We start from the raw sequence: 22,498 nt of genomic DNA, 5'->3' as shown, positions 1-22,498 counted from the left end.
GTTAACCCCTTTTTAAGTCGTTGCTGTCCACGCCGTAATCCCGTCGTGCACCTTCGTCGGTAATGTAGCCCTCCTGGAGATCCCAGAGCATGGCACTGTGGCAGCGTTCGGCCACCGGCATTTTCCCCCCGCCGCCCGGCATCTGTATGGTCACTTCTCCGCCTGCGGGGATATCATGACGGCCGACTGGTTTTTCCAGCGGCTCGCCGCCGATCGCCACATAGTTAGGTGCGCCCGGGGCCGCGCCAAGTACGCCTTCCGCGGGATGTCGCTGCCGCGAATAAAACATGCTGTGCGATACGGGAAAACGGCTGGTATTACGGATAACCATGCGCTGCGCCACGCCGCCCCGGTAGCGACCTGCACCGCCGGAATCCGGCACAATCGCCTTCTCCAGAAACAGCAGCGGGGTGGCGGACTCGATCAGCTCCACCGGCGTGGAGGACATATTGCCGGGGAACCCGGTTACGATGCCATCCGCCGCCGGACGCGCGCCGGTTCCGCCGTTTACACACAGGCTTTCAACGAAGCGCTGCCCGTCGTCAAACTGACCGGCAAATACGTCGCAGGTGACCGGCGCACTGCCGGAGTGGCCCATGACGCGGTCAGGCATAATATCGGCAAGGGCAGAGAAGATGGCGGCGTGGGCCATATGCCCCACGCGGTTACGCATTTCCACGGCACAGGGTGGCCGGGCGTTGGCAATAGAGCCTTCCGGCGCGGTGACGGTAATAGATTTAAAGCAGCCCTCGTTATTTGGCAGGTTTGGCTCAAGCAGGCACTTCAGCGGATAGACGCTGTAGGCATAGGTGAATGACATGGGGCAGTTGCTGCCAAAGGGGGATTCCGCCGAGGATCCGGCATAATCAATCACGATCTCGCTGCCATTAACGATAACGGCCACGTTAAGGTGAATGTCTCCTTCGTAATCACCGATATCGACAGCCGCTTCATAGCGACCATCCGGTACGGCCTCAATCGCCCTGCGCATAGCCTGTTCGGTCAGCGCATGAATCTTTTCTGCCAGTGGCGTAACCGAGGTGATGTTGAGATCGTCCATCAGCCCCAGTATCCCGCTGGCACCCACCTGGTTGGCGGCCAGCATGGCATGCAGATCGCCCTCTACCCGATCGGGGGAGCGAACGTTAGCCAGAAAGAGATCGAGCAGCTGCTGATTGACTTCTCCCTCATGCATCAGTTTGCTGGGTGGGATCAGAAAGCCTTCCTCGAACATATCCCGCGATGAGCCCATATTCAGCGAGCCGCCGATATCCGACATATGCGCAGCCGACCCGGTAAAGGCGACCAGCTTCCCGGCGCGAAACACCGGGGTGACTACGGTGACATCATTAAGATGACCCGTGCCCAGCCAGGGATCGTTGGTGATCAGGCTGTCCCCCGGCCTGAGGGTGTCGGCCGGAAATTTCGCCAGCAGATGCCGCACGGTCGCCGGCAGCGTGCCAATAAACACCGGCACGCTGGTTTTAGGCTGAGCCAGAGAGCTGCCGCTTTCATCCATCAGCAGGCAGGAGTAATCGCCCACTTCGCGAATGATGCTGGAAAAGGCCATATTGACCAGGGTGGCCGCTGCCTCTTCAGAAATGCTTACCAGCCGATCCCAGGTGATGCGTAAGCCGACAGGATCGTCGAGAAACTGTAAATTATCAGGGGTTGCAGAAGTCATCAGTTCAGCTCCATCAAAATATTACCTTGCTCATCCAGCCAGGCCGTCGCGCCGGGACCAACATAAATCGCACACTCTTTTTCCTGTAGCAGCGCCGGGCCGGAGATGGCCTCACCCACAACCAGCAGGCTGCGCGGGATCACGCGGCAGGGAGTGAACCCTTCCTCGCGACCGGAGTAAACCTGTAACCGCTTCTCCTGCGCTTCGGGTTCTGCGTGATGCAGGCGATCGGAGGTATTCAGCGCGGGCGGGGTCATCTGTACGCGGCCACGCCAGTTCACCACCTCCACTCCCTGACCCGGCAGGGTGCGGCCAAAACGGGCAAAGTGCGCGGTTTCGAAGGCTTCGGTCAATGCCTGAACGTCGCCGTTCTCCAGAAAGCCCGCGGGGAGGGGAACGGTCAGTTCCGAGCCCTGACCTATATAGCGAACCCCGGCCAGTCGCTGCTGGCTGGCGCTGGCCGGATCAACATTGGCTGCGGCCAGCGTGCTAAATGCTTCGTCAAACCCTTCGGCAAATACGGCCCGGATACGGGCGATATCTACATCCTGCTGTAGAGAGCAACGATCGCTGCGAACAAAATCGGCGCTCGGTGGGGCGGTCAGTAGACCAAATGCGGAGTAGACCCCCGCGCCATTAGGAAAACTAACGCGCTTTATGCCCAGCTGTTTTGCCAGTGACCAGGCGTGGCTGGGACCGGCGCCACCAAAGGCCAGCATGGTCATTTGCGAGGGGTTAACATTCTTCTCAACCGAGTGGGTGCGCAGCGCTTCAGACATCTTGCTATTCGCCACTTCGTGGATGCCCCAGGCCGCATCTTCAATGCTCAGGCCCAGCGGTTCCGCGACCCGACGAATCGCCTGGCGCGCCGCCGGGACGTCCAGACGCATCCGGCCTCCAAGGAAGGCGTCCGGGTCCAGCAGCCCCAGCACCAGATTGGCATCGGTGACCGTCGGGTGCTCGCCGCCGCGACCATAGCAGGCCGGACCCGGCCAGGCGCTGGCGCTTTCCGGGCCAATCTCCAGCAGACCCAGCGAGTCAACGCGGGCAATGCTGCCGCCGCCCGCGCCGATTTCAATCATATCCACCACCGGTAATTTGACTGGCAGGCCGCTCCCCTTAAGCAGACGGTCCGCGCGGCCCACCTCATAGTCGGTAGTAATTGAGGGTTCCCCCCCGTTGACCACGCAGGCTTTGGCGGTGGTGCCGCCCATATCAAATGCCAGCAGCTGTTTGATCTGGTTACGACGGGCAAAGGCTGCGCTGGCGACGATACCGCCTGCCGGCCCTGATTCGATGATGCGGGTCGGATAATCTGCCGCGACCTGCGGCGCCATCAGACCGCCGTTGGAGCCCATCACCAGCCACTCACAGGTGAAGCCCCCTTCGCGCAGTTTGTTCTCGAGGCTCGCCATATAGCGGCGGGCTTTCGGCTGCACAAAGGCGTTCATCGCGGTGAGCACGCCGCGATCGTATTCGCGGATCTCGCGGGAGACTTTGTGCGAAACTGAAATTGAGACGCCGGGCAGCGCGCGGCTGAGCAGCGATTCCAGCTGATTTTCATGGTCGGGCCAGGCATAAGCGTGCATACAGAGTATGGCAACGGCCTCATAGGCTTTTTCATGCAGCTCCGCCGCCAGTGCTGCCACCTCTGCCGGATCGAGGGCCGCGATGACCTCACCCCGCGCGGTCACACGTTCGGTAATTTCGTACGCCTGCGATCGCGGTAACAGGGGCTGAGCGGGAGCGCCGTTCAAATCGTAGATGTCGTAGCGATATTCGCGTCCGAGCACCAGCACATCGCGAAAACCCCGGGTGACCACCAGGGCGGTTTTGGCACCGCGCCGTTCAAGCAGCGCGTTAATCGCCAGCGTGGTGCCGTGCGTGAGGGTATGAATATCACTGGTTTTCAGTCCGGCAAGCGCGACCAGCTGCGTGAGTCCGGTATAGGCGCCTTCGGAGGGATCCTCCGGCGTGGTCAGCGTTTTATGCCGGATCGTTTCGCCGTTACTGTCATTGATCAGCACCAAATCGGTAAAGGTGCCGCCGATATCAAACCCGATACGCCAGGGGGACGCATTTTTCATAATGACCTCAGAGTGCAGAGTGGTTGCCGCAGCATGCAGCCGTTATTCATCGTTAAGCGGTTTGCCAGCCGTTTCTTTCAGATAGATCGCACTGATCAGGGTCAGGGCAGCGGTAAATATCACCATATAGCTCGGGATGCTGGCGATGCCGGTCAGGCCAATCAGCCACGTCATCAGCAGCGGCGCCGAGCCACCGAAAATCACGGTCGAGAGATTGAAGCCAATGCTATAGGCGCTGTAGCGCACGTTAGTGGGGAACATCTCCGCCAGCGTGGCCTGAATGACGCCCGCATGACCGGCAAAGGCCAGCGCCAGCAGGATGGCCGCCATACAGGCCAACGGCATCATGCCCAGCGTTAGCAGCCAGAAACACGGCCAGGCCAGCACGGCCATGGCGATGGCCGAGGCAATCAGCAGCGGTCGACGCCCGAGGCGATCCGAGAGCCATGCCATCATCGGAATAGCAGCGATAATGGTCAGCAAGCCGCAGGCGGTAACCATCAGACTTTGTACCTGCTGAAAGTGCATCACCTTGTTCAGGTAGGTCGGCATATAGACGAACAGAATGTAGTAGCCCGGTCCGTTAACGGCGGGCAGGGTGATGGCCAGCCCAATCGCCTTCAGGTGGCGCTTTGAGGTCAGGACTTCACGGATAGGATTGCGCTTTACGCGCTGGCTGGCTTTCACCATCTGAAAGTGGGGTGTGTCCTGGATGCGGGTGCGGATATAGACGCCGATCATCGCCATCGGGATCGCCAGAAGGAAAGGCACGCGCCACATCCAGCTGTTTACTGCTGCAATACCGAAGACGTTGATCATGCTGACGATCAGCAGGCTGCCGAACAGAAGGGCGATAAAGGATCCCATCACCAGCGGCGACATCACCACTGCCCGTCGGTGATCCTCGGCGTATTCGGCCACAAAGGATCCGGCACCGGAGACTTCCCCACCGGCAGAAAAGCCCTGCACGATACGCAGCAGAATTAGCAGTACGGGTGCGGCCCAGCCAATGGTCTGGTAGCCAGGCAGCAGTCCGATGGCGGCGGTCGCCAGTGAGATCATCAGCAGCAGAATAGCCAGCAGCTTCTGACGACCCAGACGATCGCCAAGGTAGCCACAAATCAGTCCGCCAAAGGGCCGGACCACAAAACTGACCGTGAACCCAAGATAGGTCAGCATCAGCCCCGCATCGGTCATGCTTTTATCGCTGGCGGAGAACACCAGCACCAGCGAGCTGACCAGTAAACCGTAAATGCCGTAATCGTACCATTCCACAAAAGAACCGACGCCGCCGGCGAGCGAGGCGCGGCGTACGACGTTATTTTTCGTCACTCCATTCCGTGGCAACGCGTAACGCATGGGTACTGCATGTGATTTATTCATCGTTTTGCCCTGTGTACGTGTTGAAAAGCGGCCGGGCCTGCTGTTAAAGCCGGTCGTGGGGGTATTGTTATTGGTATTGACGGGTGACTTCTGCCGTCATTTCTGCTTCACGTCTCGCAACTTCCTTCACGGCCATTAACACCGCTTCGGCACGCCAGAGCGGGATAATGATGATGCCGTCATCGTCGCCAACCACAATGTCCCCGGCGGCGCAGACTACGCCACCAAGCGCAACGGGTTCCCCGATGACGCCCGGCCCATTTTTAAACGGACCCGCGGGCGTAATGCCGCGGCTGTAGGTGGGAAGCCCGGTAGCGGCAATAACTTTGCGATCGCGTACCGCGCCGTCAATGACCTGAGCCGCTGCGCCTGCATGCTGGAAACGCTGCGTTAACTGTTCGCCTACCAGCGCGCGGTCGGTGTGGCCCTGACCGTTGATCATCACCACATCGCCCGGCTGGATAACATCCAGCGCTTTAATCACGGCGGCGTTATCACCGGGCGTAACCAGCACCGGCAGAGCAAAGCCGACAAAATGCATGCCTTCACACAGCGGAACGATGCCGGCATCGCACATATTTAGCCGCTCCATCGCATCGCCGATGTTAGCGACGGGGAAATCAGCAAAGGCGGCCAGCCATTTTTTATCCGGGCGTTGCCAGGTTTGGGAAATACGAATTTCAGCGGTTTCCAGTGACATTTCTGTTGCCCTCAAAGTGAAAAGAAATTATCAACTGAGAATCTTTTATCATTTTAAAAATTCGCTTTGCAACGTATTTTTTTTGAGCGGCGAGGCGTTAAGCGAGGCGGTGCATACTGACGTTTACTCTTTCTTGTGTTGTGTAATGTGTTGAATTATAGGATTTATTTTATTTATTCTGAGCATGTTTTGGCCGGATTTTATATTTATTACCTTTAATTTATAAAAATAATAACCCCCATATTTTTTACTTATAATAACTTTTGATTTAGCGCACAAAATAGGTGCGAAAAAACTATTTATAATGATCTCTCTCACATTTATGGTGCAAAAAAATACGGCCTTTAAATTATTTGCTGTGCAGGTCGCTAGTTGTCGTGGAGAGGAGATAATTTTTTGTTGCGATAGCGGCACCAATATAGTGCATAGCCTTTGTCGCCGCAGGGCCTCGGGCTACGCAGACGCAGTTAAAAACCTCTCCACCTCCGGGCCCAGCGTATAAAACGTTCGGCAGTGAAGCCCCTGGGAGGGGTTTACGGCGTCCCGGCGTTCTGACCCGCAACAGCGCCTGTCATCAAAGCGGATGTTGACCTGCCTGCAAAAAATGAGGGTAAAGCTCTGAACAGGGTACTAATGATAAAAATATATTTATAGTAACGATGCTAAAATTTGTATTCACAAAATTAAATCGACCAAATGATAATACCCCGCGTGATTAGCCAGGGTGATAAATGCGATTTTAATCAATGAATTGTATTTATTTTAACTTCGATTGTTTTTACCTCTTTCATTCATAGGTTCACTCTAAGTTATTTAAACAGCAAATAAAATTAATGTGTATTACTGTTCGCAGTGTCAGGCAGATATTCTGAGTTCTTAACGTACCGGAGGTTGTCCATGTTTACAGGTGCTAATGATAAAAGACGGTACGTCATAATGGGTGAAGCAGCGATAAGCCTGCTCTCCATGAAGGTGGAAATCAACATGGCCGCGCTACTCGGCAGGCTGGCAGAAATGGGGGAGAATGAAGAGGATGATGAACGTCTGCTGGAGATTTGGGCCACCCGGAGGTGGCTGCAGCGTTTCAGACAGAGCGGCCAGTCGACAGAAGCCTTTTCTGATGTATCTGACCGGGTTCCACGCTCCGGTAAGCTGGACGGCATGCCAGATTTCAGCCTGGATAAGGTCGTCATAGCGCGTAAAGCCTGACGAATGACCGGCCTGTCTGCATTGTGCTGGCGGGAAGACCCTTAATAATGCCAGGCAGGTCACCCCATTTCATATTCCTTAACCTGTACAGCAAAGTGTAATTTGTGCTGTAACCTTTACTTTTTCCGTGCTGTTTGAATGTCGTTTATAATCCATTGATAAAAAAGGCTAAGCATTTTTTGCAAAAAAATAAAGGTATCGTAAAAACGTTATCACTGTACAACTTTAAAAAAGGTGTATAACTTTAGCGCTCAGCAACATCAACACTTTATAAACTTAACGACGTAGAGGCATTTACATGCGCCAGGACAGCTCAAATCCAGTAGTTGAAGCCGATATCAGACGCTATTTTAACGAATCTGTAATGCCAACGCAGCAGGAAACCATGGGGCAAATCGTGGTTGAGATCCTGCGGGCGGGTGGAAATCTAAATCGTAAAGCTCTCTGTACCAAACTGCTGCGTCGTCTTGAACTCGCCTCCGGTTCAGAGCAGGAAAAGCATCTGCAGGAGCTTATCGGTATGCTTTTTGGCCGTGGAGAGTAGGTTTTACGTTCTCAACAGAATCCGAGAAGTGGCATGTTAAGAAATAAACAAGAAAAGCTGGCTGATATTTTGCTCGGCGAAGCCGTACTTGCACTCCTTAGCGGTGCTGCGCCCGTCAGCACCACAGCGCTGCTGGAACAGCTTCAGGCAATGGCTGCGGCCGAAAAAGACGCTGAAATAAAAAGCGCCTGCAAATTCGCCATCAGCGAAGTCAGACGTTATCTCGCCGCCGGGCGAACTCAGGCTGTACTCAATGACAGCGATTGCGATACTGTTATTCATGTATTGAATAATGACGGTCCGGCAGACGGCACGCGACGGCATTAAGCTTTACCCTCTCCCGCAGGACGGGGACGTCATAACGTTGTTAATAAGTGCCTTCCGTCAGAACATTATCCGGGAGGCGACTACCTCCAGCATATTCTTACCCACTGGTTGGTGTACTTCTTCGCTTCTGATAATAAATCGTGACACTTTGCTGATGCCCAGTCAGTGCGGGTAAATTCTCGCGTGACAAGATCTCCACCGTCCACCGTCCACCGTCCACCGTCCACCGTCCGCCTGTTACCCACTGTCTGCCGAATAGCTGCGGTCAGGTCCGCGCTCTGCTTTGCTGTGCAAGCCGGTTGCGCGATAAACAATGCATAGCTGGCATGGACCGCCACAGGGCGCTCTGGCTGGCGCAGCCATGCGCCCAACGCCCTGTTTATTCGCCGGGCTCGACCTGGTGTACGCCACTGAATACCTGTTGGAGTGCTAACTGACCATCCCCTTCTGAAAACCCCCATTCCGATCTTCCCTGCCAGCGGGTTGGCACCATTCTCAGATGACAAAGCACCCCTGTCTGCGGGCACCAACGTAATAATAAGACACCTTTATAACATAAGAAAAATTTGTAATTTAACCCGTAGGTTGTGTAGGCTTATATTGACGCGCTGACAGAGCATATGATTAGGAAATTCACGGAGAAACAATGACAGAACAGATGCATGGTGTGACGTTTTTTTTTGCGCTTATCCATTCTGCGATCCTGATGGCAGGCGGTGGATTAGTTTATGGGTTATTAAGACTTAAGATAAACAGATATGGCAGAAGTCTTCCCCGGGGTATTGCGCGGGTGCTTCTATTGCTGTGGTGCGTGACCTGCCTGATGCCTGTCGTCACCCATACCATGGCATGGCGTGGTGCTGCTGGGGGAGAGGGGTATAGCGACTTCACTATGCAGCTGATGATGTCTCTTGCCAGCCCGCAGAGTGAGGCGTTAGTGGCCGTCGTACTTATCGCGCTGGGTGCGCTTATGGCAAGTGTAGGGCTACGCCGCAGGCCGTCAGGCGAAAGGCCCTGAAATTTTTTTACGTCAACCTGTGTCTGGGGTTTTTCACGGGGGTTGCTGATAAACCAGCATAAAGTGTTATCTGGTGACCTTATTTTGACGGAATGTACTGCCGTCTTACAATTTAATTTCCCTCCTCAATCAAATTTTTAGCATTGCTGCCGATAACCGTAGCTGTACAACTAACTAAATTATTGTACAGCGCAGAAACTCACCAGAGGATATAGCAATGCTAAAAAATATAATGAGAAAAAAGGTCGTCAAGACCGTAATACAGCCTGAAATACCCGTCGTGAATGAATTACAGCCCGCCCGCTGTCAGGACAGTAACGATCACGTTTTACTGCAAAGCCTGATGGCGATATCCGGGCAAGGGGTATGGGCGATCGAAGGTGAAAATTATCAGCCGACAACCCGCGTCTGGCTTTCATCCAAAGCGTGCGGACTGCTTAACCTGCCCTCGACATCCAGCATGACGTTGGCTGCTCTGATCCAGCGGGTTCATGAAGATGAGAGAGAGGCTTTCCAGCTGTTTATCCGACACGCGGTGAATCATGCTACCGGCAGGGAAGCAAAGCCGGTCAGGTACCGTATTCTTGTAGAGGATCAGAGCTGGCAGTGGTTTAGCGTTGCCGCACAATACGTTCCGGGTGATGCGCATTCTGTCGCCATGCTAACGGGGATAATGGAAAATATTCAGGATGCTGTCGATCAAAGCAGCGAATATGAGATCCTTTCTACGCGCTTCAACCTCGCAAGAGAGATGCTGAACGATGGATTATGGGATCTTGATATCATCAATGGCAATCCAATGAATCCCTCTAACGTCTTCTGGTGGTCCCCACAGTTCAGAAAATTATTGGGTTTTGAAACCGTTGAAGAGTTCCCGGATGTGCTTGAAAGCTGGGCTTCACGCCTGCACCCGGAAGATAAAGGCTTTACACTGGATGCTTTTGGCGCCCATCTGATGGATAAAAGCGGTCAGACAGGTTTTGATATTGAGTATCGTTTAATGCTTCGCAGTGGCGAATATCGCTGGTTCCGCGCCCGTGGACAGACCCGACGCTCTGCGGATGGAACGCCACTGAGGGCGGTTGGCGCGCTGATTGATATTCAGTCTCATAAGGACCGTCTGGTTCAGGACGAAATAGAAAAGGGCAGGCTGGAAAGTGCCGCAGAAACGGCGAAAGAGATTGCCGAACTGGTCTCAGAAAATGGCAATATCGCGGCGCAGATTAAGCTGATATCACTCAACGCCAGTATTGAAGCAGCCAGAGCAGGAATACATGGGCGGGGTTTCTCTGTGATTGCCAGCGCCATACGAGGACTGGCAGAACGTACGGCTGATATCACCGATCAAATTTCCCGACTACAGAAAAGAATCAGTCATAAGCCCTGATTGTATATTGCTGTTAAGCGATGAGTCGCCCACCAGAGGCGGCAGGTTAAGTCCCGCAGGGGGCTTTTCTTCTCATTTTTTTCGGATGCAGACGTAAAAGGTGAGCTCGTCCCTGAGTCACCTGCACCTCGGTAGGCGCTTATGAGCCTTTAAAGCATATAATAAACAGGCGCTTTGACAAGGCTGAACTTTGGTTTAAAATGCTTTCATATCAAATAGTTAGCTTGTTAAGTTTTTAAATGCACGATAAAACAATCACTTAAGTAAACAATATTCGTTACTAAGAATCGTCTCATTTTAGGTCCAGCCTAATTTGCACTTTTGCTGCTAACTTTATCTTTCAGGCTGGCTAGAGTCCGCGCCAGCGGCCAGAAATCGCATGAAAACAACGTACCCGTCGCGCTCAGGGTTTTTCTGAGTAGGGTCAAATCCGCCAGATCCGTCTTGTCACTGCAGTAAAGAACGACGTTCCCGCTGGGCACGCGACAGCAGAGCACTGTGCGAAACTGATCTGTCAGCGACCTGAACAGCGGTGAGTTCAATATGGGCATCTGATGGAAGTTAAGAATAAGCCAGCCGTCCGGGCGCAGGTTTCTGATACAGCTGTCGAAGAAAAGCGCGTTTTCCTGAAGAGGAAGCATCGCATCAGCAGTATACAAATCAGAAAATATATGGGAATAACGTTCTCCCCTTTGCCGGGAGATAAAAGCTTCCGCGTCATCAACGTGATAGGTAATGTTGTTATTTTCTGGCAGCGAGAAATATTTCCGTGCCACATTCAGCACTGTCTTTCTCAGTTCAACTACGCTGATTTTTAATGACGGGTCATAGTGGTCCAACGCCCGAACCAGACTTCCTCCGCCGAGGCCAAGAATAAGCAGCGAATCCGCCGGGCTTAGCGTAATACCCATTAGCATCGCTTTGATATAATTATGAACGGGCAGCCAGGGCGTATCAATCCGCATTCGGGTTTGTTCATATATGCTGTAGAAGCTCATGATGCGGTATTTACGATCGTCTGTTACCGTCACGTTGCCGTAGTCATCATATTCTTTACAGACCTGCTCGCCTTTGATAGTAAAAAGATCTGTGTCGCCAAAAAATATATTTTCTTTCATTTCAAATCCAGGGCCAATCCTTTTGCGTCGCGGAAGGTGATTAACGTGCGGGAGGAATACAATGATTACGCTATTCAGCGTAGTGAATCCCGAAGCTGCCAGTAAAGCCAACTTTCCAGTGCTTTTGGCTCAAGCGCTTTTGAGTAATAGTAGCCCTGTGCCTGATCGCAGCCGTAGCTTTGCAACAAATGACTCGTATCCGCATCCTCCACGCCTTCAGCAATAACAATATAATCGAGATTTTTAAGCATCTGAATGACGCTGCGGGCAATAATTCGCGTGGCGGTATTGCCAGATAATTCACGAATCAGCGACTGGTCGAGTTTAATAACATCAAGCGGCATTCTTCTCAGATAGCTAATATTGCTATAGCCTGCGCCGAAATCATCCAGGGCGATGACGAATCCGCGCAGCTTAAGCATTTCAAGGCCCTGTAAGGCGGCGCGATTTTCAACAATACGATCGGTTTCCAGACACTCGATCCCCAGCAGAGCCGTTGGCAGGCCAGCCTGGAACATTTTCTCCTCAAGCCGGTCAGCGAAGCCATCCTGAGAGAAATCGGCGATCCTGATATTAATGGATACCGGCAAAAGCAGGGCGGTTGCCTGCCACGTTGCAAGCTGCTTAATGACCCCGTGGATGACCCAGTCGGTCAGTTTAGCCATCAGCTCGGTGTTATCGATTAGCGGCAAAAATAGTGAGGGGGGGAGTTCGCCATAGGCCGGATGGTGCCAGCGGATCAGCGCTTCGAGCCCAACGGGCTTACCGCTCGACATGCTTACTTTGGGCTGGTAGACAAGATAAAGTCCTGCATCCTGCTCCAGCGCGCTTGCCAGATCGTCAACAAGCGAGACGGCCGCATATTTTCGCGAGTTGATGACATCGTCAAAGGTACAGGCAGGGATTTTCAGGTTTATGCCTTCATTCAGCGCGCTGATGCCCCTTCTGAGAATTTCATGAGCGGGTTGAGCAGCCGGGTCGAAGGTGACTTCGCCGGTGTAAACCGCCAGCTCGATAGAGATCGTTTCTTCAACGTGCGCACATACGCCCTGTAGCTTTCGGCTAATCTCACTGGCGGTATACGCGCCAGACGCAGGGATGAGAATGGCGAACCGGCCGGTGGCAACCGTATAAAGCATCTGGCTTGGTGCCAGCCTGAGGCGTAGGCGCAGTAGTATCGCCATATCGCGCAGCAGCGCTTCAACCGCTGCCATCCCTAATGATTTAGCCAGCTCATAGGCGCGAGACATCTCCATACAGTCGATCAGTACCAGACGGTATTCACTTTTTTGTCCGCCTGGCGCCAGTAGCTGGAGATCGCGTAATAGCCGCTCTCTGTTTGGCAGGTCTGTCGCCGGGTCGACAAACCCAGCCGAGTGCCAGGCTTCCAGGAAAGAGATCACCAGCCCCGCCAGGAGTCTTAGCGTTTTAATTTTCTCGTCGCTGAAAGGGTGGGCAACGGTATCCGTTACACATAATGTGCCAAGCGTAACACCATCGCGGTTTTTAAGGGGAACGCCAGCATAGAACCGGATATAAGGATAACCCAGTGTCAGGGGATGTTTAAAAAAAAGCGGATCGTTATAGGTATCCGGGATAATAAGTTCACGCCCGCTTTCAAAAACGAACCGGCAAAAAGCATCTTCTCGCGGGCCTTTACGTAGGGGGAAATTGTGCGCGGCTTTAATGTATTGGTTTTCATCATCCAGTACGGAGATGAAACTTCCAGGTATACCTAATGCCTGTCCGGCAAGTTTAACGAACCTGACCAGCACGTCATCCCGGCTTTCATCGTGCCTTATCAGAGCATTGATTGCCCTGCACTTATTATCTTCGCCAGTCAGATTGAACAGCATGCCCGCCTCCTCCCCTCACCCGGTGAGAGGATAATGACCAAAAAACCAACGCTTTGTTTTATAATATGAAATTATTGAATTCAGCTTTCGCTAATTCTATTCTTTTTTTCGGATTAAGTCATCAGGCAGATATGTAAAAAATATGCAATTTTTTGGGAGGGGCGTTATTAACGGGTTTCAGGCACTAAAACCGCTGTGAGGGGAAAAGACGATTTGGCTTAAAGGATAATCTGCGTCTCAAAAATGCGTATTCAGATTTACATTATGCCTTTTCCTGGCCTTTTCCCCCAGTATGAAACTGTGGCTTAAAAAGAGAAAAAATAAATTAACGGTTTTTTCTGGTCGCCGCCAGCCATTTTCTAATATCATCATTATTGGACCCCACTTCTTTAATGGCGCGATGTAGGGTGTCCTGCGTTGTATTAAGTTCATGTGTCCAGAAAGATATTTCCCACTGTTCATTAGCGTTAACTATCTGTCGATTGGTCGGTTCCCGGCGTTTAAAATATTTACTCATCGCTGCATTCTCCTGGCGAACAGTACATGATATTAATCGAACTGAGAGATTAATGGGTGATTAATACTTTACAGGAGCCCAGAAGCAGCATCAGGAGATAATTCCTGAAAATAATATTTAGCCGTTTTTATGGAATAATCTTAGTTCTGTCGCCTGAGCAACAAAATGAATAAATACTTTTCCTCTTTTGTAAAGAGGAATAGGTGCTTTCTATCCGATCCGGAAAAGCCACCTGTCCAGACTTAAGAAAAGGTCTAAAATTAAAATGTTACAATTTGGTTGGCCGGAAAAAGAAAATTTGCCTGCGCCTCTTTTAACGCGCATTTTTTTGTTGCCTGTATGCCAGGCAAGCGATTTATCAGCGCATTATGTATTGCAAAACTGTGGCAGGAAAATGCGTTTCGTTATTTATCCCCGGTCTGTTACAATCGTTAAATACTTGTCACCTTTTTACTACCTGACTATTAGCCAGGCGGATATTAAAAAATGAATCAGTACAGATATTACCAGACCTCCCTGGAGAACAAACGGAGTTTACATTATATCCATCACGAAGGCTGTCCGTTGCTTAGAAAATGTAAAGGTGTTTCTTTTTTAGGCACTTTCTATTCTATGAAGCATGCAAAACAATATGCCACTACTCATCATCTTAACGGACATGCCTGTGTTGACTGTATGATGATTGAAATCGGCAGTGATGCAAAATAACCTGAGGGTGTGCCCCTTTTTTCTCCCTGATACCTCATCTTATGGGGTTTTACTCTCTTCCTGACGCTGTTCCTGCATCCGGGCGTGCCTGGCCTCTCATCTCTTCCTGCGGAGTTACTCCTTTAATATCCCTTTCTGATAAAAAGCCCTGAAAAAACAGCGTATCGGGGAATTTTTTAAGTAAACCCATAAAGATGCTGCACGTTAAAACCTAAAGTAAAATTTATTAAAAATTATTATAAATCAGTAAAGTGGCGCATTATTATTGCCGCTGGTAGTGTGGGTGGTAGATAAATTATAAAAAAATCCCCCAAAATTAAGAAGATAACGCTTGCAGCCTGCTCCCCTCCTGAAGCATGGCTAATGTATTCCTTTTAACTGCCGATATTGTTACTGGTGAATTTTACGTGCTGGATAAAAGCGCAAGCCTTTGTCCCCTCTGGTTCAACAGGATGATGACATCATGCCTCTCTTACCTTTTTTTTATAATTTGAAAGTCAGCGCGAAACTGGGTTTCGGCTTTTTTATTGCTATCGTTGCGATGATCGCCATGGCCGTGATTACCGCCAGCTGCCTGAATACTATTCAGGACAACGCCAGCCGTCGCACCATCACGGTGGATATGGTCGGCACTTTCGATAAAGCCCGGCTTAACCGCACGCTGTATCAATATACTAATGAGCAGCAGTATGCTGATAAAAATGCGCAGGCACTGCAGGAGCTGGGAAAACAGTTTAGCCATGTCAGCGCATTTAAATGGTTACCGGAGGGGAAAGAGGCTCTGCGCGGCGTGAAGGCGGCGATGGAGATCTATGTAAAGCAGCGAAACCTCCTTTTCGCGGATATGAAAGAGATGATGGATCGCAGCGAGGCGCTGCAAATCCTTCCCTTTTATATTATCGCCAAACAGCTTGATAAGATCGCGCTTCGCCCGGACATGACCACCGATGAGGCACTTAAGCTACAGCGTCTCTCATCAGAGCTGAAAGAAGTCGCGATGCTGACGGCCTCCTTTTCCCGCCTGCCGGATAGCAGCTCGGCGGAACTGATTCAGGCGCTGGAGATAGCCGCAGCTGATGCCGTGCCGGTGGCGACCGATACCAGCGATACTGTCACGTTAAAAAGTCATGCGATGGCGGCCTTACAGCAGGGCCAGCAAAGCGTCAGCGCCTATATTACCATCTGGCATCAACATAATACTGCCGCTAAAACGCTGGTTCAGGATGGTCAGAACTTTGATGCCGCGATTGCCGCACTCTTTGACTATCAAAAAAATATCTCATCCCGCTTTGTCAACCAGTCAAAATGGACCATTGGGATCGTGTCAATCACCGGCATGATCCTCAGTATACTGATTGCCTGGCAAATAACCCGCAGCATTACCCGACCCTTATCCGCCACGCTGGGTCTGGCGCTGAAAATCTCCAGCGGAGATTTGAGCCAGGAGATCGTTTCACAGCGTAAAGATGAGCCGGGCCTGTTATTGCAGGCCGTTAATGAGATGAGTCGCAGCCTGAAGGACATTATTCTTAACGTCCGTAATGGGGTGGAGCATGTTAACCACGCTTCATCAGAAATTGCCGCCGGCAATGAAGAACTCTCCTCACGAACCGAAGAGCAGGCTGCTGCCGTGTCACAAACCGCCTCCAGCATGGAAGAACTCTCTTCTACGGTGAAACTAAACAGTGAAAATGCGCTGCATGCCAGCAGGCTGGCCAGTGACGCCACGCAGATTGCAACCAAAGGCGGCAATGTTGTCGAGGGCGTTGTGCAAACAATGGAAGAGATACGCGTAAGTTCGCTGCGCATATCGGAGATAACCTCAGTGATCAACGGCATTGCGTTCCAGACGAATATTCTGGCCCTGAATGCCGCCGTTGAGGCGGCGCGCGCGGGCGAAAGCGGACGTGGATTCGCCGTGGTGGCCGGAGAGGTCAGGAATCTTGCACAGCGTAGCGCCTCTGCGGCGAAAGAGATTGAGGGGCTGATTAAAGAGTCGGTCAGGCAGGTTAATGCCGGCAGCGCGCAGGTTGATAACGCCGGTAACACGATGAGCGACATTATCAGGGCGGTGGCACAGGTGAGCGAGATAATGCACGAAATCGCGGCGGCGTCGGATGAACAGAACCGGGGCATTGCCCAGATTAACCAGGCCATGGCGGAGATGGATACCACAACGCAACAGAACGCCTCCCTGGTGGAAGAGTCCGCTGCGGCGGCTGACTCTCTGCGCGAGGAAGCCGGTCGGCTCGACAGCGTTATCTCTGTGTTCACTACCGGAGAAGCCCCGGCTGCGCTGAAGGTTGCGCCGAAGGCAATCCACAGACCGGCTCTCAGCGCTGGCCTGCCCGCACAGACCGATGCCGATGCGCGCTGGGCGTCCTTTTAAGCTCCAGCTTTCACCAGGTTTATAACCTTAAAGTTATGGCGTGTTTTGCCGATAACACGCCATCAAAGAATAAGTCAAATAATATGAGCCTGCAGAGAGCCGTCCTATGAGTTCGCATACATCGCTACACTGTACGACTACGGAATATGTTCTTGATAATAACACCACGCTGATGACCACCACGGATCCTCACGGAAACATCACCTATGCCAACAAAAGTTTTGTCGAGGTGAGCGGCTATGAGCAAAATGAAATTGAAGGTCAGCCACATAATATGGTGCGCCATCCGGATATGCCCAAAGCCGCATTTAAGGATATGTGGTTTACCATAAAGCAGGGCCTGCCCTGGACAGGGCTGGTTAAAAACCGCAGGAAAAATGGCGACTACTATTGGGTGCGCGCCAATGTCGTGCCCATTATCAGAAATAACACCATCACCGGCTATATGTCGGTGCGCATCAAGCCCGCAGCAGCGGAAATTGACGCGGCGGAGCGGCTTTACGCCAGAATGCGTGAAGGGAAATTGCAGCACCATCGGCTGTATAAAGGCTTGCTGCTGAAGACGGGAATAGCAAAAGGCTTTTCGGCGCTGAAAGTGATGCCGCTGCGCTGGCGTATCCGCAGCAGTACCGGCCTTTTCTGGCTGTTTACCCTGTTAAGTTACCTGATGACCGGCCTGCATGGTCAGGCGCTGGCCTTCGCTGCCGGCTCTTCCCTGCTGGTCGGTATCGGCGTCAGCGCATGGCTTGAATGGCAGATAGTGCATCCGCTGGAAAAAGTGAGCAGCGTTGCGCTGAATGTGGCGACAGGCGCAGAGACGCAGGTCGATCCGATTGACCGCGTTGACGAAATAGGCATGACGCTTCGTGCCGTCGGTCAGCTGGGGCTGATGTTTCGCTGGCTGGTTAATGATGTGCAGGAGCAGGTGACTGACGTGCACCACGCCAGCGATCGGCTGGCGACGGACAGTGAAAAAATAGCCATGCGCACCGAACACACTGCCGACAGCGTGCAGCAGACCGCTGCCGCAATGGAGCAGATCACCCGTGCGGTGGAGAACAATGCCGCCAGTACCGACAAGGCAAACAGTTTCTCCGTGACCGTCAGTGATGCCGCGTTTAAAGGGCGGGAATCCATGCTCAGCGTGGTCGACACCATGAATAAGATAGCGGGCAGCTCAACCCAGATTTCGACGATGATTGCGCTTATTGACAGTATTGCCTTTCAGACCAATATTCTGGCGCTTAATGCAGCGGTCGAAGCGGCGCGCGCCGGTGAGCAGGGCAGAGGCTTCGCCGTGGTCGCCAGCGAGGTGCGTAACCTGGCGAATCGAAGTGCAACGGCCGCGCAGGAGATACGTCAGCTAATTGAGGCCAGCACACAAAATATTCAGACCGGCACGCGGCAGGTCAGCGATGCAGGCGAAGCGATCACCCAAATGGTGGATAAGGTGCAGAACGTAAAAGATCTGCTGAATGAAATCAGTCTGGCAACACATGAGCAGGGCGCCGGTCTGAGCCAGGTGGCGCGGGCGGTGGAAGCGCTGGATCAGAACACCCGACAGAACACCGCTCTGGCAGAGGAGAGTATGCGGGGAGCATCGGGGATGAAAGTCCAGGCCAGACGTCTGGTGAATGCGGTTAAGGTCTTTAGCTAAGGCAGAAAGCGGTGCCGCCCCCGGATGTGGAGGGCGGTGCCGCGCATTTTTACGGCGCGGTGCTGTCGGGCAGCCAGCGCACGTCCGTGGCCTCTTTATCGTAGTGCAGAGAAGAGGGCAGGGTGATCAACTCTATCAGCACGCCAAAGGGCGTGTGGCAGAACCAGGTCTGATTGCCTTCACCCTCTTCCTGCGCAAAGCAGGGATTGGGGCCGTCAAACATCTCCGCGCCGTGACGCCGCAGCGCTTCTCCGGCCTGGTTGATATCATCCACGTAGATTGAGAAGTGGTTAACGCCCGCCTGACTGATATTGGCGGCCTTATTATCGACGCCGGGATCGATCTGAAACAGTTCGACATTGCAACCATTGCCAAGCCGCATCATCACCAGACCCACCACCTTCATCTGCGGCGGAAAGCCGTTCAGCGGCGTCATATCTTTACCCTCTACCTGCTTGTCAGGCTGGCCTGGCGGCACGATACGGTATAACACGCTGGCGCCCAGCGCGTTAATGAAAAATTGCTCGGCGGCGGGCAGGTCTGAAACGGTAAGGCCAATATGCTCAATTCCTCTGACAATCATAATCTTTCCCGGTAGTTAACGAATGTTTACCAAGCATAGATAAGAATGAATAGTGTCGTGGGGCCTGTTCATGTCTCGTCACAAAATCGCTGCCCGCTTGCCACGGCGTGATGCGGCCCGGTAAAAGGCTGAGCGACCCGCTGCGTTAGCTAAACACCGCGACCGCCTTGCCAAGGTTTTCCGCCTGCTCCTCAAGTGACTGGGCCGCAGCGGAAGCTTCTTCAACTAAGGCAGCATTTTGCTGGGTGACTTCATCCATCTGGGACAGCGCAACGTTGATCTGAGAGATCCCCATGCTTTGCTCCTGGCTCAGGGTGGAAATCTCCTTCGTCAGGTCATTCACTTCCCCGACAGAGTGTCTGACCTTCTCCATGCGCTCATTGACCTGCGTAGCCTGGTCTGCGCCGCGCGCAATCAGCTGGGCCGAACTTTCGATCAGCGCCTTAATCTCTTTGGCTGAGGTGGACGATCGCTGAGCCAGCGTTCGTACCTCACTGGCCACCACCGCAAAGCCACGGCCCTGCTCACCGGCTCGTGCGGCCTCGACGGCGGCGTTAAGCGCGAGGATGTTGGTCTGAAAGGCAATGCCCTCAATCACGCTGGTAATGTCGGAAATTCGCGTGGAACCCTGACTGATCTCCTCCATGGTGGAGAGCATGGTTTTAACGGTGATATCGCTGTTTTGAACCTGCTGTCCGGCCTGGCCGGCGAGCTGGCTGACGCGAAGCATGCCTTCTGTGGTCTGCTTCACCGCTTCGGTCATGCTCTGCATGCTGACGGTGGTTTGCGTTAACGAGGCGGCCTGTTCCTCGGTACGCGAAGAGAGGTCAATATTTCCGGCCGCGATTTCACGCGAGGCCACATTTACCGACTCGGCTGAGGAGATAACCGTCGCCAGCACTGAACGAAAGCGCCCGGTCAGGGAATTGAATGCCGTTGCGGCCTGGGCCAGCTCATCGCGCCCTTTAACGGGCAGGGTGCGGCTCAGGTCGAGCGAGTCACTGATTTCGGCCAGGGTGTTTTTCATCAGATGAAGCCCCTGGCGGATCCTGAACATGGTGACGAAGCCAAAAATACCGGGCAGCAAAATACTGGTTAACACCAGCGCCAGCATCATGCGTAAAGAGTGGCTGTACGCTTTGTCGCCTTCCTGCTTCAGGCGGTCGCCCAGCTGAACGTTCCAGGCGATCTGCTCCTGAAGATCCTTTACGACCCGGCCAATGGCCTGTGCCATACCGTCCGGACTGTCAAAGCGGGCCAGCGCCTGGACATTGTTATCATGGCGTGAGTAGGCATAAAAATCGGGCAGCATCCGCTCCACCGTGGCCAGATCCTCTGCGGTGTGCAAAGCCAGCTCGCCGTCATGCTGGTCTTTGAGGTTATTCTGGCGGTAGGCAGCGATCAACGCTTTCATCCTGGGTAGCAGCGTGGCGATACTGCTTTCTGACGTCGACCACTGCGCATCGTTATTACCCAGCATATGGCGGTTTAACTGCAGGCGGAGCGCGCCAGCCTGGCTAACAATTTTGTTGATATCAATTATGCTCTGAACGTTGTTATGCTCAACGTAAGTAAAGCGTGCCTGTGAGGCTGACAGATCATACAGGGCGTAGCCGGATAAAATCATTATCGCGGCTAGCAGACAGCCAAAGGCGAGTGAAAGACGCTGTGTAATAGTCATAAAAGTTTCCATGGTGCAGGCGAAAAAAGAAAAATGTTAATGCTTTCCGCCCCTGCGTTTAAGGTGAAACAGGCGGGGTTTGCAGGCCTTACAGATGACCCCTCCGCCTGAGGCGGATCGATCGGTCAGACTGGTTATCGGCAATATATAGCGGTAAATTATATTGTGCGCGACTTAATAGTCGGTAAAATAGGTAACCCCATGTAACTGTCACCTTACCCGATCGGACACAAAGCCGGAGAAAAGCGCCGCTTACTGCTATACCTGGCCTGTGAATTAAGAGTGAGGGCCGTTGAAATAAGAGCCTTTCCCCGTTAACAAGGGGCAAGACCGCTGAAACACGTTTGTTCCTCCTGGGATGGGCGAACAAACGTGCGCTGATGTGAAAGGAACTGTTCATAATGCTGTCGACGTTGATTTACCGAAGTCGCCTGAGTCCAGGCGTCACGCTGCCGGGACTTTATCAGCTTGCTGATAAAGCACGAGTCAATAATGCCTCTCTGGAGATAACGGGCATTCTTCTGTTTGACGGTGATTATTTCCTCCAGATCCTTGAAGGCCCTCTCAGTGCCGTGAATACTCTCTTTGAACATATTTGCGAGGATCCCCGGCATTATCATATCGTCCAGCTGATGCGCGATTATGCTTCTGCGCGCCGCTTCGGTAATCTGGGTATGGAGCTTTTAGATTTGCGTGACCATGCGCAGGAAACGGTGATGCAGACGGTATTACAACATGGAACCTCGAAATATCAGCTCAGTTACGACGACAGGGTGTTAAAGTTTATTGAAACCTTTGTCACCGGCGGCGGCAGAGATGACCGTCCGGCAAATGATGATGCGCGTCAATGGCATCTGGTATCAGAGGCGCGTTTTCAGACGGCCGACGACACGCCCTCAGACTCCGCTCCCTGTCAGTTTGCTTTTCAGCCCATCGTGGAGCCGCTGAAGCGAACGATAAGCTCGCTGGAGGCGCTGATCCGCAGCCCCTCAGGCGGCCCGGCACAGGACTATTTTGCTTCGCTTCCCCCTGAAAAGCTGTATGAAGCCGATCTCCAGTCAAAATACTGGGCGCTGAAGCAGGCAAAAAAAATGGGCATCGGGCGTAATAAAATTTCACTCAACCTGCTGCCTATGTCGCTGGTGGTGGTGCCGGATGCGGTTGATATCCTACTCGATCAGATTGCCCGCAATGGGCTGATCCCGGATCAGGTTATCGTGGAAGTGACCGAAGATGAGGTGATATCCAGGTTTGACGAGTTTGAGCGGGCGATGCGTCAGCTGCGCTGCTCGGGGATTAGCCTGGCCATTGATGACTTTGGCGCAGGGTTTGCGGGATTATCACTGCTGTCCCGTTTCCAGCCCGACAAGCTAAAAATTGACCGCAGTCTGATTACCGATATTCATCATGACGGACCGAAACAGGCTATCGTTCAGGCGATTATCACCTGCTGTTCGGCGATGGAAATTGGCATCGTGGCCGAAGGGGTAGAGAAGATTGAAGAGTGGCGCTGGCTGGAAGCGGCAGGCATTCAGCGTTTTCAGGGGTATCTTTTTGCCCGGCCTAAGCTTGGCGGCATCGCACCTGTCGCCTGGCCTTACCGGCGAGAATCTTAGCCTTATGGCCGGGACCCGGCGTCTGCGTACGGGG

General features: G+C 52.9%; 19 protein-coding genes and 1 pseudogene. 8 read left to right on the top strand and 12 right to left on the bottom strand.

The features are described 5' to 3' along the window. Position 1: 1 nt before the first annotated feature. From ACLRGG_RS03365 to ACLRGG_RS03350, 4 genes are all read right to left on the bottom strand, one after another. Positions 2-1,684: a hydantoinase B/oxoprolinase family protein gene (locus ACLRGG_RS03365; RefSeq protein ID WP_416248424.1), complete on the bottom strand. Its 1,683-nt coding sequence runs from the start codon at positions 1,682-1,684 to the stop codon at positions 2-4. Continuing rightward, positions 1,684-3,771: a hydantoinase/oxoprolinase family protein gene (locus tag ACLRGG_RS03360; protein WP_416248423.1), complete on the bottom strand. Its 2,088-nt coding sequence runs from the start codon at positions 3,769-3,771 to the stop codon at positions 1,684-1,686. Before ACLRGG_RS03360 ends, ACLRGG_RS03365 begins: the two co-directional genes overlap by 1 nt. Positions 3,772-3,813: 42 nt before the next feature. Continuing rightward, on the bottom strand, positions 3,814-5,103 hold the full coding sequence (locus ACLRGG_RS03355; protein WP_416248422.1) for an MFS transporter: 1,290 nt from the start codon (positions 5,101-5,103) through the stop codon (positions 3,814-3,816). 118 nt (positions 5,104-5,221) lie between these two features. Next, positions 5,222-5,854 carry an RraA family protein gene (locus ACLRGG_RS03350; protein ID WP_416248421.1) on the bottom strand — a complete coding sequence of 211 codons (633 nt, stop codon included), beginning with the start codon at positions 5,852-5,854 and terminating at the stop codon, positions 5,222-5,224. A gap of 936 nt (positions 5,855-6,790) precedes the next feature. On the opposite strand from ACLRGG_RS03350, the gene ACLRGG_RS03345 reads away from it, so the two are divergent. After that, entirely contained in the window at positions 6,791-7,063 is a 273-nt protein-coding gene (locus ACLRGG_RS03345) for a hypothetical protein (protein WP_416248420.1), read from the top strand. A gap of 298 nt (positions 7,064-7,361) precedes the next feature. Then, the gene (gene ycgZ / locus ACLRGG_RS03340; RefSeq protein ID WP_416248419.1) at positions 7,362-7,607 is read left to right on the top strand and encodes a regulatory protein YcgZ; all 246 of its coding nucleotides are present in this window, start codon (positions 7,362-7,364) and stop codon (positions 7,605-7,607) included. 36 nt (positions 7,608-7,643) lie between these two features. Here the strand turns inward: ycgZ and ACLRGG_RS03335 are convergent, their stop codons facing one another. Next, entirely contained in the window at positions 7,644-7,931 is a 288-nt protein-coding gene (locus ACLRGG_RS03335) for a hypothetical protein (protein WP_416248418.1), read from the bottom strand. Between the two features lie 649 nt (positions 7,932-8,580). On the opposite strand from ACLRGG_RS03335, the gene ACLRGG_RS03330 reads away from it, so the two are divergent. Beyond that, positions 8,581-8,952 carry a hypothetical protein gene (locus ACLRGG_RS03330; RefSeq protein WP_416248417.1) on the top strand — a complete coding sequence of 124 codons (372 nt, stop codon included), beginning with the start codon at positions 8,581-8,583 and terminating at the stop codon, positions 8,950-8,952. Between the two features lie 280 nt (positions 8,953-9,232). Beyond that, positions 9,233-10,339, top strand: coding sequence for a methyl-accepting chemotaxis protein (locus ACLRGG_RS03325; protein ID WP_416248416.1), 1,107 nt, complete (start codon positions 9,233-9,235; stop codon positions 10,337-10,339). A gap of 308 nt (positions 10,340-10,647) precedes the next feature. Here ACLRGG_RS03325 and ACLRGG_RS03320 read toward each other — a convergent pair whose 3' ends face one another. The 3 genes from ACLRGG_RS03320 to ACLRGG_RS03310 form a co-directional block, all read right to left on the bottom strand. After that, positions 10,648-11,457 carry a spermidine synthase gene (locus tag ACLRGG_RS03320; protein ID WP_416248415.1) on the bottom strand — a complete coding sequence of 270 codons (810 nt, stop codon included), beginning with the start codon at positions 11,455-11,457 and terminating at the stop codon, positions 10,648-10,650. A 74-nt stretch (positions 11,458-11,531) separates the two neighbouring features. Further along, positions 11,532-13,313, bottom strand: a complete 1,782-nt coding sequence (locus ACLRGG_RS03315; protein ID WP_416248414.1) for an EAL domain-containing protein — start codon at positions 13,311-13,313, stop codon at positions 11,532-11,534. 325 nt (positions 13,314-13,638) lie between these two features. Next, on the bottom strand, positions 13,639-13,830 hold the full coding sequence (locus tag ACLRGG_RS03310) for a DUF3606 domain-containing protein (protein ID WP_416248413.1): 192 nt from the start codon (positions 13,828-13,830) through the stop codon (positions 13,639-13,641). A gap of 265 nt (positions 13,831-14,095) precedes the next feature. Between ACLRGG_RS03310 and ACLRGG_RS03305 the strand changes: the two genes are divergently transcribed. Continuing rightward, positions 14,096-14,320, top strand: a complete 225-nt coding sequence (locus tag ACLRGG_RS03305) for a hypothetical protein (RefSeq protein WP_416248412.1) — start codon at positions 14,096-14,098, stop codon at positions 14,318-14,320. Between the two features lie 267 nt (positions 14,321-14,587). Here the strand turns inward: ACLRGG_RS03305 and ACLRGG_RS03300 are convergent, their stop codons facing one another. After that, positions 14,588-14,728, bottom strand: a complete 141-nt coding sequence (locus ACLRGG_RS03300; RefSeq protein ID WP_416248411.1) for a hypothetical protein — start codon at positions 14,726-14,728, stop codon at positions 14,588-14,590. 273 nt (positions 14,729-15,001) lie between these two features. Here ACLRGG_RS03300 and ACLRGG_RS03295 point away from each other — a divergent pair, with 273 nt between their 5' ends. Both ACLRGG_RS03295 and ACLRGG_RS03290 read left to right on the top strand, forming a co-directional pair. Beyond that, the gene (locus ACLRGG_RS03295; RefSeq protein ID WP_416248410.1) at positions 15,002-16,927 is read left to right on the top strand and encodes a methyl-accepting chemotaxis protein; all 1,926 of its coding nucleotides are present in this window, start codon (positions 15,002-15,004) and stop codon (positions 16,925-16,927) included. 106 nt (positions 16,928-17,033) lie between these two features. Further along, positions 17,034-18,584, top strand: a complete 1,551-nt coding sequence (locus tag ACLRGG_RS03290; protein ID WP_416248409.1) for a methyl-accepting chemotaxis protein — start codon at positions 17,034-17,036, stop codon at positions 18,582-18,584. 49 nt (positions 18,585-18,633) lie between these two features. Here the strand turns inward: ACLRGG_RS03290 and ACLRGG_RS03285 are convergent, their stop codons facing one another. The 3 genes and pseudogenes from ACLRGG_RS03285 to ACLRGG_RS21405 form a co-directional block, all read right to left on the bottom strand. Continuing rightward, positions 18,634-19,167, bottom strand: coding sequence for a VOC family protein (locus ACLRGG_RS03285; protein WP_416248408.1), 534 nt, complete (start codon positions 19,165-19,167; stop codon positions 18,634-18,636). 145 nt (positions 19,168-19,312) lie between these two features. Continuing rightward, entirely contained in the window at positions 19,313-20,029 is a 717-nt protein-coding gene (locus ACLRGG_RS21410) for a methyl-accepting chemotaxis protein (protein ID WP_503827125.1), read from the bottom strand. A gap of 60 nt (positions 20,030-20,089) precedes the next feature. Further along, positions 20,090-20,848: pseudogene (locus ACLRGG_RS21405) on the bottom strand (MCP four helix bundle domain-containing protein); the annotation flags it as partial. 401 nt (positions 20,849-21,249) lie between these two features. On the opposite strand from ACLRGG_RS21405, the gene ACLRGG_RS03275 reads away from it, so the two are divergent. Continuing rightward, complete coding sequence (locus tag ACLRGG_RS03275; RefSeq protein ID WP_416248406.1) at positions 21,250-22,464, top strand: diguanylate phosphodiesterase; 1,215 nt, start codon at positions 21,250-21,252, stop codon at positions 22,462-22,464. Positions 22,465-22,498: the final 34 nt, after the last annotated feature.

The organism is Erwinia sp. PPS120, from assembly GCF_047918655.1.
Taxonomy (GTDB): Bacteria; Pseudomonadota; Gammaproteobacteria; order Enterobacterales; family Enterobacteriaceae; genus Erwinia; species Erwinia tasmaniensis_A.
This window is presented reverse-complemented; position numbering and strand designations above follow the sequence as displayed.

Coding starts and splice junctions, on each gene's coding strand:
- ACLRGG_RS03285 (WP_416248408.1), bottom strand. CDS start 19,167: ATGATTGTCAGAGGAATTGAGCATATTGGCCTTACCGTTTCAGACCTG.
- ACLRGG_RS03345 (WP_416248420.1), top strand. CDS start 6,791: ATGGGTGAAGCAGCGATAAGCCTGCTCTCCATGAAGGTGGAAATCAAC.
- ACLRGG_RS03275 (WP_416248406.1), top strand. CDS start 21,250: ATGCTGTCGACGTTGATTTACCGAAGTCGCCTGAGTCCAGGCGTCACG.
- ACLRGG_RS03310 (WP_416248413.1), bottom strand. CDS start 13,830: ATGAGTAAATATTTTAAACGCCGGGAACCGACCAATCGACAGATAGTT.
- ACLRGG_RS03360 (WP_416248423.1), bottom strand. CDS start 3,771: ATGAAAAATGCGTCCCCCTGGCGTATCGGGTTTGATATCGGCGGCACC.
- ACLRGG_RS03305 (WP_416248412.1), top strand. CDS start 14,096: ATGTTACAATTTGGTTGGCCGGAAAAAGAAAATTTGCCTGCGCCTCTT.
- ACLRGG_RS03350 (WP_416248421.1), bottom strand. CDS start 5,854: ATGTCACTGGAAACCGCTGAAATTCGTATTTCCCAAACCTGGCAACGC.
- ACLRGG_RS03315 (WP_416248414.1), bottom strand. CDS start 13,313: ATGCTGTTCAATCTGACTGGCGAAGATAATAAGTGCAGGGCAATCAAT.
- ACLRGG_RS03295 (WP_416248410.1), top strand. CDS start 15,002: ATGCCTCTCTTACCTTTTTTTTATAATTTGAAAGTCAGCGCGAAACTG.
- ACLRGG_RS03300 (WP_416248411.1), bottom strand. CDS start 14,728: ATGGGTTTACTTAAAAAATTCCCCGATACGCTGTTTTTTCAGGGCTTT.
- ACLRGG_RS03335 (WP_416248418.1), bottom strand. CDS start 7,931: ATGCCGTCGCGTGCCGTCTGCCGGACCGTCATTATTCAATACATGAAT.
- ycgZ (WP_416248419.1), top strand. CDS start 7,362: ATGCGCCAGGACAGCTCAAATCCAGTAGTTGAAGCCGATATCAGACGC.
- ACLRGG_RS03290 (WP_416248409.1), top strand. CDS start 17,034: ATGAGTTCGCATACATCGCTACACTGTACGACTACGGAATATGTTCTT.
- ACLRGG_RS03320 (WP_416248415.1), bottom strand. CDS start 11,457: ATGAAAGAAAATATATTTTTTGGCGACACAGATCTTTTTACTATCAAA.
- ACLRGG_RS03330 (WP_416248417.1), top strand. CDS start 8,581: ATGACAGAACAGATGCATGGTGTGACGTTTTTTTTTGCGCTTATCCAT.
- ACLRGG_RS03365 (WP_416248424.1), bottom strand. CDS start 1,684: ATGACTTCTGCAACCCCTGATAATTTACAGTTTCTCGACGATCCTGTC.